This is a genomic window from Pseudomonas canadensis (assembly GCF_000503215.1).
GTDB classification, from domain to species: domain Bacteria; phylum Pseudomonadota; class Gammaproteobacteria; order Pseudomonadales; family Pseudomonadaceae; genus Aquipseudomonas; species Aquipseudomonas canadensis.
In genome coordinates, this window is sequence record NZ_AYTD01000013.1 from 194,201 (window position 1) to 208,010 (window position 13,810).

The following is a 13,810-nucleotide window of genomic DNA, read 5'->3' on the forward strand; positions in this document are numbered from 1 at the left end:
TGCAAGATTCCTCGCCGCGCAAATGGCTACACTGCGCAGGTGGCGCGGGCCGGATGCCCGCGCAATTCCGTAGATATCAATGTGGTAGCAGGAGAGTGGCGTGCTGACAAGAATGGGGATAAAAGGCCGCGTACTGTTGCTGACCTTATTACCGACCAGCCTGATGGCCTCGTTGCTGGGCGGTTATTTCACCTGGATGCAGCTCTCGGAACTGCAGACCCAATTGCTGCAACGCGGCGAAATGATCGCCGAACAGTTGGCGCCCCTGGTCGCGCCCGCCCTCAGTGCGCGCAACACCGATTTGCTCGAGCGCATCGCCACTCAATCCCTGGAACAGCCGGACGTGCGTGCCGTGTCTTTCCTCAGCCCGGATCGCGCGCCCCTCGCCCACGCCGGCCCGACCATGCTCAACCAGCCGCCGGTCGGTAACAGCTCCCATTTATTGCAGCGCACCGGCAATGACGCCACCCGCTATTTGCTGCCGGTGTTTGGCCGTCACCGCAACCTCGCCGGCGAACTGATCCCGGATGAAGCCGACCGCCTGCTGGGTTGGGTCGAGGTGGAACTGTCCCACAACGGTATGTTGCTGCGTGGCTACCGCAGCCTGTTCGCCAGCTTGTTGCTGATCGCCATCGGCCTGATCTGCACCGCGGCGCTGGCACTGCGCATCAGCCGCACCATCAACTCGCCCATCGGCCAGATCAAGCAAGCCGTGGCCCAACTCAAGGACGGCAACCTGGAAACCCGTTTGCCGCCCTTGGGCAGCCAGGAACTGGACCAACTCGCCTCGGGCATCAACCGCATGGCCGAGACCTTGCAGAACGCCCAGGAAGAACTGCAACACAGCATCGACCAAGCCACCGAAGACGTGCGCCAGAACCTGGAAACCATCGAGATCCAGAACATCGAGCTGGACCTGGCGCGCAAGGAGGCCCTGGAGGCCAGCCGCATCAAGTCGGAGTTCCTGGCCAACATGAGCCATGAAATCCGCACCCCGCTCAACGGCATTCTCGGTTTTACCCATTTGCTGCAAAAAAGCGAGCTGACCCCGCGCCAGCTCGACTACTTGGGCACCATCGAAAAGTCCGCCGACAACCTGCTGGGCATCATCAACGAGATCCTCGACTTCTCGAAAATCGAGGCCGGCAAACTGGTGCTCGACAGCATCCCGTTCAACCTGCGCGACTTGCTGCAAGACACCCTGACCATCCTCGCCCCCGCCGCCCATGCCAAACAGCTGGAACTGGTGAGCCTGGTGTACCGCGACACGCCACTGGCGCTGGTGGGTGATCCGTTGCGCCTCAAGCAGATCCTTACCAACCTGATCAGCAACGCGATCAAGTTCACCCGCGAAGGCACCATTGTCGCCCGGGCGATGATCGAGGACGAGCAGGAAGACAGCGTGCAATTGCGCATCAGCGTGCAGGACACCGGCATCGGCCTGTCCAGCCAGGACGTGCGCGCGCTGTTCCAGGCCTTCAGCCAGGCCGACAACTCGCTGTCGCGCCAACCCGGCGGCACGGGGTTGGGGCTGGTGATTTCCAAGCGCCTGATCGAACAGATGGGCGGTGAAATCGGCGTCGACAGCACGCCAGGCGAAGGCTCGGAATTCTGGATCAGCCTGAACCTGCCCAAGACCCGTGACGATGTCGAAGACCTGCCTTCCGCGCCGCTGCTGGGCCATCGCGTGGCGGTGCTGGAAAACCACGAATTGGCACGCCAGGCGCTGCAACATCAACTGGAAGACTGCGGCCTGGAAGTCACGCCGTTCAATAGCCTGGAAAGCCTGACCAACGGCATTACCAGCGCCCATCAGACTGAGCAGGCCATTGACCTTGCGGTGCTCGGCGTGACCGCCAATGACATTCCGCCCGAGCGCCTCAACCAGCATCTATGGGACCTCGAACATTTGGGCTGCAAAGTGCTGGTGCTGTGCCCGACCACCGAACAGATGCTGTTCAACCAATCCGTGCCCAATCCCAACAGCCAATTGCAGGCCAAACCGGCGTGCACACGCAAGCTGCGTCGCGCGCTGTCCGACCTGATCAGCCCGCGCCCTTCGCGCAGCGAACCGGGCGAGCCGTTGTCCAGCCGCGCGCCGCGTGTGCTGTGCGTGGACGACAACCCGGCGAACTTGCTACTGGTACAGACCCTGCTGGAAGACATGGGCGCACGGGTGCGCGCCGTGGAAAGCGGGTATGCCGCCATCGACGCGGTGAAACAGGACACCTTCGACCTCGTGCTGATGGACGTGCAAATGCCCGGCATGGACGGCCGCCAGAGCACCGAAGCGATCCGCCAGTGGGAAAGCGAGCGCAGCGGCACGCCATTGCCGGTGGTCGCTCTCACCGCCCACGCAATGGCCAACGAAAAACGCGCCTTGCTGCAAAGCGGCATGGACGATTACCTGACCAAACCCATCAGCGAGCGGCAACTGGCCCAAGTCGTGTTGAAGTGGACCGGCCTGGCGCTGCGTAATCAAGGCCCGGAACGTGCAACGGATGGCCTCGGCCCCGGCGTACAAGTGCCCGTACTGGACCATGAAGAGGGCCTGCGCCTGGCCGCCGGCAAGGCTGATCTGGCGGCGGACATGCTCGCCATGTTGCTCGCCTCCCTGGAGGCCGACCGACTCGCCATCACCCTTGCCCGTGACGCCAATGACAACAACGCCCTGATCGAACGCGTGCACCGCCTGCACGGCGCCACCCGTTACTGCGGCGTACCGCAGTTGCGGGCTGCGTGCCACCGCGCCGAAACCCTGCTCAAGCAGGACGACGCCAAGGCCCAGCATGCGTTGGACGAACTGGACATGGCCATTGCCCGACTCGCCAGTGAAGCGCGGGTCAACGCCTGACTTTTTACAGGAACAGGCTTTTGTGGTGAGCGAGCTTGCCTCGCGCGGGGCAAGCCCGCTCACCACAAAAGCCTGCTCATTCATTTGTAATTGCAGGGAGCTTTTCCATGCGCGTCATTCTTTTCAGCAGCCAGACCTACGACCGCGACAGTTTTCTCGGCGAACCCCTGCCGCCCGGCCTGGAACTGCAGTTCCAGCCCGCCCGCCTCAACCTCGACACCGCGGCCCTTGCCGAGCATCACGACGTGGTCTGCGCCTTTATCAACGACGACCTCAGCGCCCCGGTCCTGGAGCACCTGGCCAAGGGCGGCACGCGGTTGATCGCGCTGCGTTCGGCGGGCTACAACCATGTGGACCTGGCCGCCGCCAAGCGCCTGGGCCTGACCATCGTGCGCGTGCCGGCGTATTCGCCCCATGCGGTGGCCGAGCATGCGGTCGCGCTGATCCTCGCCCTCAACCGTCGCCTGCACCGCGCCTATAACCGCACCCGCGACGGTGATTTCAGCCTGCACGGCCTCACCGGTTTCGACCTGGTGGGCAAGACCGTCGGCGTGGTCGGCACCGGGCAGATCGGTGCCACCTTCGCCAAGATCATGGCCGGCTTCGGTTGCCAGTTACTCGCCTACGACCCCTTCCCCAACCCGCAAGTGCAGGCCCTGGGCGCGCGCTACGTGAGCCTGCCCGAACTGCTGGACCAGGCGCAGATCATCAGCCTGCATTGCCCGCTGACGGCCGACAGCAAGCACTTGATCAATGCCCGTTCCCTGGCGCAGATGCAGCCAGGCGCGATGCTGATCAACACCGGTCGCGGCGGTCTGGTGGACACCCCGGCGCTGATCGAAGCGCTCAAGGACGGTCAGCTCGGCTACTTGGGGCTGGATGTGTATGAAGAAGAAGCCCAGCTGTTCTTCGAAGACCGCTCCGACCTGCCCCTACAGGACGACGTCCTCGCGCGCCTGCTGACCTTCCCCAACGTGATCATCACCGCCCACCAGGCGTTTCTCACCCGCGAAGCCCTGGCGGCCATCGCCGGCACCACCTTGGCCAACATCGCGGCCTGGGCCGACGGCCAGGCGCGGAACCTTGTCGAAGGATGATCAGCGGTCACATACCAGGCTCATGATGAGCCAGCACCCGTGATAGGATGCCGCGCCTATTTGGAGGATCCATGGCCGAACACGATTTCCGCTTCAGTTTGCTGAGCCCGCAACACACCCTGATCGAATGCCGCGCCCTGGTGCCGGGCCGTTACCAGGTCACCGGCAACGGTGGTTCGATCAAGCATGGCGACGTGTTGATCGTCTCCCTGCGCGGCAGTAAAACCCTGTCGATGCGCCTCACCGTCGAAGGTGATGCGCGCTACTCCATCCGCCCGGCGGGCCAGTGGGTCGCCATGGCCCAGGGGCCGAAATTCGGCGAGTTGGAGATTCACACCTGGAAGGTCAACTGCGACAGCTGCGATGCGGTGTTGGAGTTCGAATTTGCGGTGGAAACCAAGCTGACCAAAGCGCCGCTGCAACCCGCCGCCAATGCACGCATTGCCGAATTGGGCTGGGCCAGCGAGGGCGACAAGCACCGCTGCCCGAAATGCCAAAAGGCCGCGCAATGAAAGGCCTGCTTCTGCTCGCCGCCGTCGGAGCGGCCCTGGCGGGCTGCGCCGGGGATGCAGTCAAGCTCAAGCAGGATCACAGCTACGTGGTCGAATGGATTGGTGAACGGCCGCTGATGGACTACGCGCACCTGACCGTCACCCTCGGCGCCGATGGCCGTGCCTACGGCAACGGCGGCTGCAACCACTGGTTCGCGCCCTACACCGTCGACGGCGAAAAGCTCAGCTTCGGCCAGATCGGCAGCACCCGTAAACTCTGCGCCGAGGCCTTGATGGAGCAGGAACACCGCTTCTTCCAGGCCCTGCAAGGGGTGCAGCGCTGGGACATCTCGCCGATCGAACAGACGCGGTTCTGGCCGGCCGAAGGCAAGCCGATTCGTCTGTGGCTGGAAGAAGGCTAACCCTAGCCTTTCACGATCAAAATGTGGGAGCGGGCTTGCTCGCTCCCACATTTGTTTTGAGTGGCTGCTTTACCCGCGCAAGGCCTTGAGTTTTGCCAATACGCCTTCCGCCGTTTGCTCACCCATCAACGTCTCACGCACCTTGCCCTTGTCATCGATGATGTAGGTCACCGGCAACGCTTCGCTGCGCGGGATATCGAAGATCTCTTCCGGATTCTGCGCCAGCACCGTGAACTTGATGCCCAGCTTGTCGCTGGCGGCTTTCAGCTCTTCGCCCTGCACGTTGTCGAAGTTGACCCCGAATACGCCCACGTTCTGCGCCTTCAGTTGCTCGGCCAAGGCATTGAGCTCGGGGATTTCCGTGCGGCACGGACCACACCATTCGGCCCAGTAGTTGACCACCAGCCACTGCTTGTCCAAGCGTTCGGAAGCCACCTTCTTGCCATATTGGTCAACGCCGTAATCGTTACCGCAGCCGCTGAGCAGCAGGGTTGTGATGATCGCCAATGCACCGATCAGTCGCCTTGTCATGGGGTAATCCTTCGCAAAAATGAACGTTGGCTGCGACCTATCGCCTCTTACGGTTTAAGGACAGGTCGCTGCGCGGGTAGAATACCCGCCACCTTACGCAAGATGCGACCCGCACATGACCGATCTGACGCTTTATCACAACCCGCGCTGCTCGAAATCCCGCGGTGCGCTGGAACTGCTCGAAGCCCGCGGCCTTACCCCCAACGTGGTGCGCTACCTGGAAACCCCGCTGAACGCCGCGCAATTAAAGGCGCTGCTGGGCAAGCTGGGCATCAGCGCCCGCCAACTGCTGCGCACCGGCGAAGATGAATACAAGGCGCTCAACCTCGCCGACGCCAGCCTCAGCGAAGCGCAGTTGATTGCCGCCATCGCCGAGCACCCGAAGCTGATGGAACGCCCGATCCTGGAAACCGCCGATAAAGCCATCATTGGCCGTCCGCCGGAAAACGTGCTGGAGATCCTGCCGTGACGTCGCCCTATGTGCTAGTGCTGTATTACAGCCGCAATGGCTCGGTGAGCGAAATGGCCCGGCAGATCGCCCGGGGCATCGAGCAAGGCGGTATGGAAGCGCGACTGCGCACCGTGCCGGCGATCTCCACCGAGTGCGAAGCCGTGGCGCCAAGCATCCCGGACGAAGGCGCGCTGTACGCCAGCCTGGATGACCTGAAGCACTGCTCCGGCCTGGCCCTCGGCAGCCCGACCCGTTTCGGCAACATGGCAGCGCCGCTCAAGTATTTCATCGACGGCACCAGCAACCTATGGCTCACCGGCGCCCTCGTCGGCAAGCCGGCCGGGGTGTTCACCTCCACCGCCAGCCTGCACGGCGGTCAGGAAACCACGTTGATGTCGATGCTGCTGCCGCTGCTGCACCACGGCATGCTGATCACCGGCCTGCCCTACAGCGAACAAGCGCTGCTCGATACCCAGGGCGGTGGCACCCCGTATGGCGCCAGCCATCACGCCGGCCCCGATGGCAAGCGCATGCTCGATCAACATGAAATCGCCCTGTGCCGCGCCCTTGGCCTGCGCCTGGCGACTACCGCTACCTTGCTGGAGAGCGGCAGTGGCCAGAAAGCCTAAGGTCCTGCCACCCCAAGCGTGGCTCGAGCCGCGGGTCAAGCTGGCACGCGTGCTCAGCCTGCTGGCGTTTTTGGGCCTGGTGGGTCTGCTGTGCGTGTATTACCTGTTCGTCGCCGACCTGCATGGCGCGCGGCCTTGGGTGATCCTGCTGATCGAACTGGTGCCGCTGCTGGTGCTGACGCCGGGCATGCTGACGGGCAGCGCGCGCGGGCATTCGTGGATGTGCTTTGTGGTGAACCTGTATTTCATCAAGGGCGCGCTGGCGGCGTACGACCCGAACCGGCAGTGGTTCGGGGTGCTGGAGATGCTGGCAAGCCTGGCGGTGTTTTGTACGGCGTTGTTGTATGTGCGCTGGCGGCATCAATTAAATCGCCGCCTGGCTGAAGCCCGGGTCGCCTGAAAGTCAGTCTTCGCGAGCAAGCCCGCTCCCACACGGGGATGCGTTCCAAATGTGGGAGCGGGCTTGCTCGCGAAGGCATCACCCCGGTCTCAATGATTCACTGTGTAGGCCAGCATCATCGACAACTGGCACATCGGCCGCCCACTCTCGGCGTGCCATTGGTTGAACGCGCCCTGCACCGTCGCCAAGTCGCGCAGGCTGGTCGGTGCCTTGTCGACGATCTTCTGCGCGTTCAACGCCGCCACCACGTCATAACTCGGCACAAAAGTGTCCTTGCCGACCATGCGCAAGAAGCGCGGTGCTGATAGCCCGCCGAGCTGATGTCCGTGCTTGCTCAGGTACTTCCATAGCCCGACGATATCAGTCACCGGCCAATCGGCGATAAACGCGCCGAAGCTGCCCTTCTCCTGCTCGATGTCGAGGATCATCTGCGCATTGCGCGGCACGCTCTTGAGCTTGCCCAGGTGACGGATGATGCTGGTGTCCTGCATCAAGCGCTCCAGGTGCTCAGCGCCCATCAACACGACTTTTTCCGGGTCGAAGCCGAAAAACACCTTTTCGAACGCTGGCCACTTGGCATCCACCACGCTGTGCTTCAAGCCCGCACGAAACACGCGCAGCGCCAGGGTCGACAGGTAGCGATCATCGCTGATCTTGCGCAGTTGCGCCGGGGTCTTGGCTACAGGCAGATGGGCTTCCAGCTCGGCTGCCGAACCGAAGCGGTTCAGACAGTATTCGTGAAGCCACTTGTAATCGCGCATGCCCTCTCCTGGCAGTTGAATTGATAACGGCGCCCGCGAGCGCCGTGTGTCAGAGCATTGAAATGGCTCAGAGGTTCACCACATTGACGAAGCGCGAGGCGGCGGTTTCATCAATTTTCAGGCTGGTGAAGTCGAACAGGTTGCGGTCAGCCAACTGCGACGGCTGCACATTCTGCAGGCTGCGGAAGATGCTTTCGGTGCGGCCTGGGGTCTTGCGCTCCCAGTCCACCAGCATTTCCTTGACCACCTGGCGCTGCAGGTTTTCCTGGGAGCCACACAGGTTGCACGGAATGATCGGGAATTGCTTGAAGTCGGAGTAGGCCTGGATGTCCTTCTCGTTGCAATACGCCAGCGGGCGGATCACCACGTTACGCCCGTCATCGGCGCGCAGCTTGGGCGGCATGGCCTTGAGCGAGCCGTTGAAGAACATATTGAGGAAAAAGGTCTCAACGATATCGTCGCGGTGGTGACCCAGGGCCATCTTGGTCGCGCCGATTTCATCTGCGAAGGTGTACAGCGTGCCACGGCGCAGGCGCGAGCACAGCGAGCAGGTGGTCTTGCCTTCCGGAATCAGTTCCTTGACCACCGAGTAGGTGTCTTTCTCGACGATGTGGTACTCGACGCCCAACTCCTTGAGGTAGGCCGGCAGCACATGCTCAGGGAAGCCCGGTTGTTTCTGGTCCATGTTGACGGCAACGATCTCGAACCGGATCGGCGCGACCTTTTGCAGGTGCAGCAGCACGTCGAGCATTGTGTAACTGTCTTTGCCGCCGGAGAGGCAGACCATGACCTTGTCGCCGTCCTCGATCATGTTGAAATCGGCGACCGCTTCACCGGCCAGGCGACGCAGGCGTTTTTGCAGTTTGTTCTGGTTGACCGTAAGAGTGCCCATGGCGCTTGGATCCGCTAGAGGTGTGTGACGAAAAGCCGGGTATTTTACGCAAAAAAACCATCAAAAGGGCCAGCGGTAAAAGACCCCACCGCGATTAAGCCCAATGTTTACAGCGCAATTTGCTCTAAAGGCCCTACAGTTATTCCGGTCATCACTTCCTATACTGCGACTAGAGGTCGCACATCTATCCAGACCTTTGAGGCCATTTGGCCCGTGGGCGCTCCGATGGGGGGCGATGGTAATAACGACAGGAGTGACTGGCATGATCCATCACGTCGTGGGGCTGTTTACCCATCCCGACCAGGAATGGCGGGAAATCCGTGGCGATAAAGAAGAAAGCATCGGCCACATGTACCTCACTCACACCTTGATTCTTGCGGCGATCCCTGCCGTTTCCGCCTTTATCGGCACCACCCAGGTCGGCTGGGTCATCGGCAATCGTGCGCCGGTGATGCTGACCCAGGAAAGCGCCTTGTGGATGACCATCATGTCCTACGCCGCCATGCTCGGTGGCGTGGCGGTGATGGGGGCGTTCATTCACTGGATGGCGCGCACCTACGACGCCAATCCCAGCATGGCACGCTGCGTGGCCTTTGCCACCTACACCGCTACGCCGCTGTTTATCGGTGGGCTGGCCGCACTCTATCCGCATATGTGGCTGGGCATGGTCGTGGGCACGGCGGCCATCTGCTACACGGTGTACTTGCTCTATGTGGGGCTGCCGACCTTCATGAACATCGACCCGGATGAAGGCTTCCTGTTTTCCAGCTCGGTTCTGGCCGTGGGCCTGGTGGTACTGGTGGCGATCATGGCGTTTACCGTGATCGTCTGGGGGCTGGGCGTGGGCCCGATCTACACCAACTGACCGTTTAAAACCTTAGGCAAAGCCACCGCAAGGTGGCTTTGTGCATCATGCATGACCATTCGGCGCCTGACAGATTCGGAAACACCCAGCTTTGCGGCATACTGGACGTCTCTGGAGATATGTACAGCATGCCCGAGCAACTCAATACCCGCGTCGAAGATTGTTTCCTACAAGCCGAATCCTTTTTCAAACGAAGCTTCAAACGCCCCCAGGTCAGCCTCAAGCTGCGGGGCCAGAAGGCCGGTGTCGCGCATTTGCACGAGAACCTGCTGCGTTTCAACCCACAGTTGTACCGTGAAAACAGCCAACACTTCCTGAAACAGACCGTTGCCCATGAAGTGGCGCACCTGATTGCCCACCAATTATTTGGCGAACGCATCCAGCCCCATGGCGAGGAATGGCAATTGATCATGCGCGGGGTTTACGAACTGCCGCCGGATCGTTGCCACACTTATGAAGTTAAGCGTCGCCAGGTGACTCGCTATATCTACCGATGCCCGTGTGCGGACAGTGACTTTCCGTTCTCGTCACAACGCCATGGCATGGTGGCTCAGGGGCGGCGGTATTTGTGCAGGCGGTGCCGGCAGACCTTGGTGTTTACGGGGGAAACGCGGGTGGAGTGACCTCTTCCGTAGAAGCTGGCTTGCCGGCGATGGCGCCCTCAAGATCGCCATCGCCGGCAAGCCGGCTCCTACAGAATTGTGCCGTTTTTTCGCCAGGCGTCTATCCGCTGAACACTGAATCCCAACTCCGCCAGCACTTCGTCACTGTGCGCCCCCACCTCGACACCGATATGTCGGGGCGGCGGCAAACCCTCGGAAAACTTCAAAGGACAGGCCAGTTGCGCCTGAGTCGACCCATCGCCCCGTGGCACCTGGCTGACCAATTGCCGCGACTTGAGCTGTGGATGCTCCACCGCCTCACTCAGGCTCAGCACCGGCTCCACGCACGCATCCACCGCGGCGAACAGCGCGCACAGCTCATCAAAGCTGCGCTTTTCAAATTCAACTTGCAGCGCCACCTTGAGCTTGGGCGATAAACCCAGCGCCGCCAACTCCGGCCGCCCCAGCGCCGCGCAGAGCTGCTGCATAAACCCGGGCTCCAGGCTGCCCACCGACATCCAGCGGCCATCCCGCGAGCGGTAGTAATCGTAAAAGCTGCCGCCATTGAGCACATGACTTTCCCGCTCCGGCTCCACCCCGCACGCCAGGTAACCCGCGCCTGCCATGGCGTTCAGGCTGAACGAGCAGTCGGTCATGCTCACATCCAGGTATTGACCAACACCGCTCTGCTGCCGCGCGATCACCGCCGCGAGCAACCCCACCACCGCATGCAGCGAACCACCGCCCACATCCGCTACTTGCACGCCCAATGGCAGCGGCCCGCTGTCCTGGCGCCCGGTGTAGCTGGCCACGCCGGCCAATGCCAGGTAGTTGATGTCGTGCCCGGCGCGGTCCTTATAGGGCCCCGTCTGGCCGTAGCCGGTGATCGATACATAAATCAGCCGGGGATTGATCGACTTCAATGCCTCATAACCCAAACCCAGGCGCTCCATCACCCCAGGGCGGAATTGTTCAAGCAGGATGTCGTAGTCCTTCACCAGCGCCCGCACGATCTCCAGCGCCTCGACCTGCTTGAGGTCCAGCGCCAGGCTGCGTTTATTGCGGTTGAGGTAGGCGTGGCTGGCCGATGTGCCCTGATCATGGGGCGGCAGCACTCGCAACAGGTCCATGCGCGTAGGCGACTCGATACGCAGCACCTCGGCGCCCATGTCCGCCAGCATCAGGGAGGCAAACGGGCCGGGCAGCAGGGTGGAAAAATCCAGCACTTTGAGGGACGCCAAGGGACCTGACATGGGCACTCCATTTCCGTTTCGACTGCCCACAGACTAGGCAGCCCTGCGCCTGCCGGCAATCGCCGAAACAGTCACCGACAGTGACCGTTTTGATCACGGCGGGCTTTTTCGTGGCGGCGGCTTTATCATTGGCCCACGTTTGCTTGCAGAGTGTTCCATGAAGTTTGCGATTGCCCTGTTTTCCGCCGCCCACGCGCCCTCCTCGCGCCGCGCCCTGCTGTTCGCCCAGGCGGCGCTGGCCGGCGGGCACGAGATTGTGCGGTTGTTTTTCTATCAGGACGGCGTGTACAGCGCGTCCAACAACATCGTCGCGCCCCAGGATGAGCAAGACATCGCCCGCCAATGGCGTGAGTTTGTCAGCCAGCACCAGCTTGATGGCGTGGTGTGCATTGCCGCTGCGTTACGCCGTGGCGTTCTCAACCAGGAGGAAGCCACGCGGTATCAGCGCACAGCGGTGAATCTGGATGCGCCCTGGGCGCTGTCTGGCCTGGGGCAATTACATGATGCGATCCAGGATGCCGACCGCCTGATCTGTTTTGGAGGGCCGTGAGATGTCTAAATCCTTATTGGTGATCAGCCGTCAGGCACCGTGGTCCGGGCCGAGCGCACGGGAAGCGCTGGACATCGTGCTGGCCGGTGGCGCGTTCGATCTGCCCATCGGCTTGCTGTTCATGGATGACGGCGTGTTCCAGCTCGCTGCGCACCAGAACGCCAAGGCCGTGCAACAAAAGGACCTCAGTGCCAACCTGCAGGCACTGGGGCTGTTCGGCATCGACGATGTATTTGTCTGCCGCCACAGCATGGCCGTGCGTGGCTTGACGCCGCCCACCGAGGCGCATCCGTTGAGCAACGATGCGATTTCCCAATTGATTGACCGTTACGACCAGGTGATTACCCTCTGATGTCGACTTTACACGTGGTGTCTCACTCCCCGTTTTCCGATAGTCGCCTCGACAGCTGCCTGCGTATCTGCGGCGCCGAGGACGCGATCCTGCTGTGCGGCGACGGCGCCTATGGGCTCCACGCCCCCGCCCTGCACACCAAGGGCGTGAAGGTGTTTGTGCTGGCCGAAGACATGCAGGCGCGCAATCTGCCGCTGCCGGACTGGGCCGACAGCGTGGACTACCCAGGTTTCGTGCAACTGTCGATCGACTACGACAAGGTCAACACCTGGCTATGAACACCCTGACCGTAGGCGCACGTACCCTGGAACTGGACAAGGACGGTTATTTGGCCGACCTGAACGACTGGTCCGCAGAGGTCGCCCATGCCCTGGCTGCCGCCGAGGCGCTGGAACTCACCCCGGCCCACTGGGAAATCCTCGCACTGCTGCGCCAGTTCTATGCCGAATTCCAGCTGTCCCCGGCTACGCGTCCGCTGATCAAGTACACCGCCTTGAAGCTCGGCCCGGAAAAGGGCAACAGCCTGCACCTCAACAAACTGTTCAACGGCACTCCCGCCAAACTCGCCGCCAAGCTGGCGGGCCTGCCCAGGCCGACGAATTGCTTATGACCGATTTTGCCCCACTGACCCTTGAAACCCCTGCCGAACATCCGTTTGCGCAGTTCGTGCGCATCCTGGGCAAAGGCAAGCGCGGCGCGCGCAACCTCACCCGCGAGGAAGCCCGCGAAGCCATGGGCATGTTGCTCGACGAAAAGGTCGAAGACACCCAGCTCGGCGCTTTCCTGATGCTGTTGCGCCACAAGGAAGAAAGCCCGGAAGAACTCGCCGGCTTCACCGAAGCCGTGCGCGAACGCCTGGATGCCCCGGCGCTGAACGTGGATGTCGACTGGCCGACCTATGCCGGCAAGAAGCGTCATCTGCCGTGGTATCTGCTGGCGGCCAAATGCCTGGCGCAGAACGGTGTGCGCATCCTTATGCACGGTGGCGGCGCGCATACGGCCGGACGGCTGTACACCGAGCAATTGCTCGAAGGCTTGCAGATCCCACTGTGCCGCAACTGGCAGCAGGTCGAGGCGGCTTATGCGCAAGGCAACCTGGCGTTTATCCCGCTGGGCGACTGGGCGCCACAGTTGCAGCGCATGATCGACCTGCGCAACACCCTGGGTCTGCGCTCGCCAATCCATTCCCTGGCGCGTTTGCTCAATCCCTTGAATGCGCGTCTGGGCCTGCAGAGTATTTTCCATCCGGGTTACCAGGGCGTGCACCGCGATGCCAGCGGCTTGCTCGGCGACAACGTGATCGTGGTGAAGGGCGACGGCGGCGAGATCGAGATCAACCCCGACTCGGCCAGCCACCTGTACGGCACCACGGGCGGCGAAAGTTGGGACGAAGAGTGGCCCGCCCTCTCCGCCCAGCGTCACGTCAAGCCGGCCACGCTCGAACCTGAGCACCTGAAGGCGTTGTGGCGCGGCGACGTCGAAGACAGCTATCCGCAACTGGCCTTGATCGCGACCATGGCCCTGGCCTTGCGTGGCCTGGGCCATTCACGGGAACAGGCGTTTGTCCTGGCCCAGCAATACTGGGATGCGCGGGAAAAATCGATTTAATCGATAATTAACCCCCGGTCTTTGCGCTTTTAAATCGAACTCAGCCCTTTAG

General features: G+C 62.0%; 18 protein-coding genes. 14 read left to right on the top strand and 4 right to left on the bottom strand.

Annotation, left to right across the window (positions count from 1 at the left end):
* The first annotated feature begins 100 nt into the window (after positions 1-100).
* The 4 genes from U367_RS0109730 (at position 101) to U367_RS0109745 (ending at position 4,864) form a co-directional block, all read left to right on the top strand.
* Entirely contained in the window at positions 101-2,854 is a 2,754-nt protein-coding gene (locus U367_RS0109730) for a response regulator (protein ID WP_028616771.1), read from the top strand.
* A gap of 107 nt (positions 2,855-2,961) precedes the next feature.
* Positions 2,962-3,951 carry a 2-hydroxyacid dehydrogenase gene (locus U367_RS0109735; protein ID WP_028616772.1) on the top strand — a complete coding sequence of 330 codons (990 nt, stop codon included), beginning with the start codon at positions 2,962-2,964 and terminating at the stop codon, positions 3,949-3,951.
* Between the two features lie 71 nt (positions 3,952-4,022).
* Positions 4,023-4,463, top strand: coding sequence for a hypothetical protein (locus U367_RS0109740; RefSeq protein ID WP_028616773.1), 441 nt, complete (start codon positions 4,023-4,025; stop codon positions 4,461-4,463).
* On the top strand, positions 4,460-4,864 hold the full coding sequence (locus U367_RS0109745) for an META domain-containing protein (protein ID WP_028616774.1): 405 nt from the start codon (positions 4,460-4,462) through the stop codon (positions 4,862-4,864). Before U367_RS0109740 ends, U367_RS0109745 begins: the two co-directional genes overlap by 4 nt.
* Positions 4,865-4,933: 69 nt before the next feature.
* On the opposite strand, the gene U367_RS0109750 is transcribed toward U367_RS0109745, so the two are convergent.
* Positions 4,934-5,395 carry a TlpA disulfide reductase family protein gene (locus U367_RS0109750; RefSeq protein ID WP_028616775.1) on the bottom strand — a complete coding sequence of 154 codons (462 nt, stop codon included), beginning with the start codon at positions 5,393-5,395 and terminating at the stop codon, positions 4,934-4,936.
* A gap of 115 nt (positions 5,396-5,510) precedes the next feature.
* Here U367_RS0109750 and arsC point away from each other — a divergent pair, with 115 nt between their 5' ends.
* The 3 genes from arsC to U367_RS0109765 are packed head-to-tail and all read left to right on the top strand — an operon-like array spanning position 5,511 to position 6,875.
* Positions 5,511-5,864 (top strand): arsenate reductase (glutaredoxin), encoded by a 354-nt coding sequence (arsC, locus tag U367_RS0109755; RefSeq protein ID WP_028616776.1) that lies wholly within the window; start codon positions 5,511-5,513, stop codon positions 5,862-5,864.
* Complete coding sequence (wrbA, locus tag U367_RS0109760) at positions 5,861-6,475, top strand: NAD(P)H:quinone oxidoreductase (protein ID WP_028616777.1); 615 nt, start codon at positions 5,861-5,863, stop codon at positions 6,473-6,475. The genes arsC and wrbA overlap by 4 nt, the downstream gene beginning before the upstream one ends.
* A complete protein-coding gene (locus U367_RS0109765) occupies positions 6,459-6,875 on the top strand; it encodes a DUF2069 domain-containing protein (RefSeq protein ID WP_028616778.1) in 417 nt (138 codons plus the stop codon). Before wrbA ends, U367_RS0109765 begins: the two co-directional genes overlap by 17 nt.
* A gap of 89 nt (positions 6,876-6,964) precedes the next feature.
* Here the strand turns inward: U367_RS0109765 and U367_RS0109770 are convergent, their stop codons facing one another.
* Both U367_RS0109770 and ttcA read right to left on the bottom strand, forming a co-directional pair.
* The gene (locus tag U367_RS0109770) at positions 6,965-7,636 is read right to left on the bottom strand and encodes a DNA-3-methyladenine glycosylase I (protein ID WP_028616779.1); all 672 of its coding nucleotides are present in this window, start codon (positions 7,634-7,636) and stop codon (positions 6,965-6,967) included.
* A 67-nt stretch (positions 7,637-7,703) separates the two neighbouring features.
* The gene (gene ttcA / locus U367_RS0109775) at positions 7,704-8,528 is read right to left on the bottom strand and encodes a tRNA 2-thiocytidine(32) synthetase TtcA (protein ID WP_028616780.1); all 825 of its coding nucleotides are present in this window, start codon (positions 8,526-8,528) and stop codon (positions 7,704-7,706) included.
* A gap of 262 nt (positions 8,529-8,790) precedes the next feature.
* Between ttcA and U367_RS0109780 the strand changes: the two genes are divergently transcribed.
* Both U367_RS0109780 and U367_RS0109785 read left to right on the top strand, forming a co-directional pair.
* On the top strand, positions 8,791-9,393 hold the full coding sequence (locus U367_RS0109780; RefSeq protein WP_016977555.1) for a Yip1 family protein: 603 nt from the start codon (positions 8,791-8,793) through the stop codon (positions 9,391-9,393).
* Positions 9,394-9,521: 128 nt separating this feature from the next.
* Positions 9,522-10,016 carry a SprT family zinc-dependent metalloprotease gene (locus U367_RS0109785; protein WP_010209629.1) on the top strand — a complete coding sequence of 165 codons (495 nt, stop codon included), beginning with the start codon at positions 9,522-9,524 and terminating at the stop codon, positions 10,014-10,016.
* Between the two features lie 68 nt (positions 10,017-10,084).
* Here U367_RS0109785 and U367_RS0109790 read toward each other — a convergent pair whose 3' ends face one another.
* Positions 10,085-11,248 carry a CaiB/BaiF CoA transferase family protein gene (locus tag U367_RS0109790; RefSeq protein WP_028616781.1) on the bottom strand — a complete coding sequence of 388 codons (1,164 nt, stop codon included), beginning with the start codon at positions 11,246-11,248 and terminating at the stop codon, positions 10,085-10,087.
* A 157-nt stretch (positions 11,249-11,405) separates the two neighbouring features.
* Between U367_RS0109790 and tusD the strand changes: the two genes are divergently transcribed.
* Genes tusD through U367_RS0109815 form a run of 5 tightly spaced genes read left to right on the top strand, consistent with a single transcriptional unit; the run spans position 11,406 to position 13,758 of the window.
* Positions 11,406-11,798: a sulfurtransferase complex subunit TusD gene (tusD, locus tag U367_RS0109795; protein WP_016977549.1), complete on the top strand. Its 393-nt coding sequence runs from the start codon at positions 11,406-11,408 to the stop codon at positions 11,796-11,798.
* A gap of 1 nt (position 11,799) precedes the next feature.
* A complete protein-coding gene (tusC, locus tag U367_RS0109800) occupies positions 11,800-12,150 on the top strand; it encodes a sulfurtransferase complex subunit TusC (RefSeq protein WP_028616782.1) in 351 nt (116 codons plus the stop codon).
* Positions 12,150-12,428, top strand: coding sequence for a sulfurtransferase complex subunit TusB (gene tusB, locus U367_RS0109805; RefSeq protein WP_028616783.1), 279 nt, complete (start codon positions 12,150-12,152; stop codon positions 12,426-12,428). Before tusC ends, tusB begins: the two co-directional genes overlap by 1 nt.
* Positions 12,425-12,760, top strand: a complete 336-nt coding sequence (locus U367_RS0109810) for a TusE/DsrC/DsvC family sulfur relay protein (RefSeq protein WP_028616784.1) — start codon at positions 12,425-12,427, stop codon at positions 12,758-12,760. Before tusB ends, U367_RS0109810 begins: the two co-directional genes overlap by 4 nt.
* Positions 12,757-13,758 carry a glycosyl transferase family protein gene (locus tag U367_RS0109815; RefSeq protein ID WP_028616785.1) on the top strand — a complete coding sequence of 334 codons (1,002 nt, stop codon included), beginning with the start codon at positions 12,757-12,759 and terminating at the stop codon, positions 13,756-13,758. The genes U367_RS0109810 and U367_RS0109815 overlap by 4 nt, the downstream gene beginning before the upstream one ends.
* Positions 13,759-13,810 lie beyond the last annotated feature (52 nt).

Bases quoted from the DNA above. Each gene is read 5' to 3' on its own strand.
- U367_RS0109735 (WP_028616772.1), top strand. From the start codon at position 2,962: ATGCGCGTCATTCTTTTCAGCAGCCAGACCTACGACCGCGACAGTTTT.
- U367_RS0109740 (WP_028616773.1), top strand. From the start codon at position 4,023: ATGGCCGAACACGATTTCCGCTTCAGTTTGCTGAGCCCGCAACACACC.
- U367_RS0109745 (WP_028616774.1), top strand. From the start codon at position 4,460: ATGAAAGGCCTGCTTCTGCTCGCCGCCGTCGGAGCGGCCCTGGCGGGC.
- U367_RS0109750 (WP_028616775.1), bottom strand. From the start codon at position 5,395: ATGACAAGGCGACTGATCGGTGCATTGGCGATCATCACAACCCTGCTG.
- arsC (WP_028616776.1), top strand. From the start codon at position 5,511: ATGACCGATCTGACGCTTTATCACAACCCGCGCTGCTCGAAATCCCGC.
- U367_RS0109770 (WP_028616779.1), bottom strand. From the start codon at position 7,636: ATGCGCGATTACAAGTGGCTTCACGAATACTGTCTGAACCGCTTCGGT.
- ttcA (WP_028616780.1), bottom strand. From the start codon at position 8,528: ATGGGCACTCTTACGGTCAACCAGAACAAACTGCAAAAACGCCTGCGT.
- U367_RS0109780 (WP_016977555.1), top strand. From the start codon at position 8,791: ATGATCCATCACGTCGTGGGGCTGTTTACCCATCCCGACCAGGAATGG.
- U367_RS0109785 (WP_010209629.1), top strand. From the start codon at position 9,522: ATGCCCGAGCAACTCAATACCCGCGTCGAAGATTGTTTCCTACAAGCC.
- U367_RS0109790 (WP_028616781.1), bottom strand. From the start codon at position 11,248: ATGTCAGGTCCCTTGGCGTCCCTCAAAGTGCTGGATTTTTCCACCCTG.
- tusD (WP_016977549.1), top strand. From the start codon at position 11,406: ATGAAGTTTGCGATTGCCCTGTTTTCCGCCGCCCACGCGCCCTCCTCG.
- tusC (WP_028616782.1), top strand. From the start codon at position 11,800: ATGTCTAAATCCTTATTGGTGATCAGCCGTCAGGCACCGTGGTCCGGG.
- tusB (WP_028616783.1), top strand. From the start codon at position 12,150: ATGTCGACTTTACACGTGGTGTCTCACTCCCCGTTTTCCGATAGTCGC.
- U367_RS0109810 (WP_028616784.1), top strand. From the start codon at position 12,425: ATGAACACCCTGACCGTAGGCGCACGTACCCTGGAACTGGACAAGGAC.
- U367_RS0109815 (WP_028616785.1), top strand. From the start codon at position 12,757: ATGACCGATTTTGCCCCACTGACCCTTGAAACCCCTGCCGAACATCCG.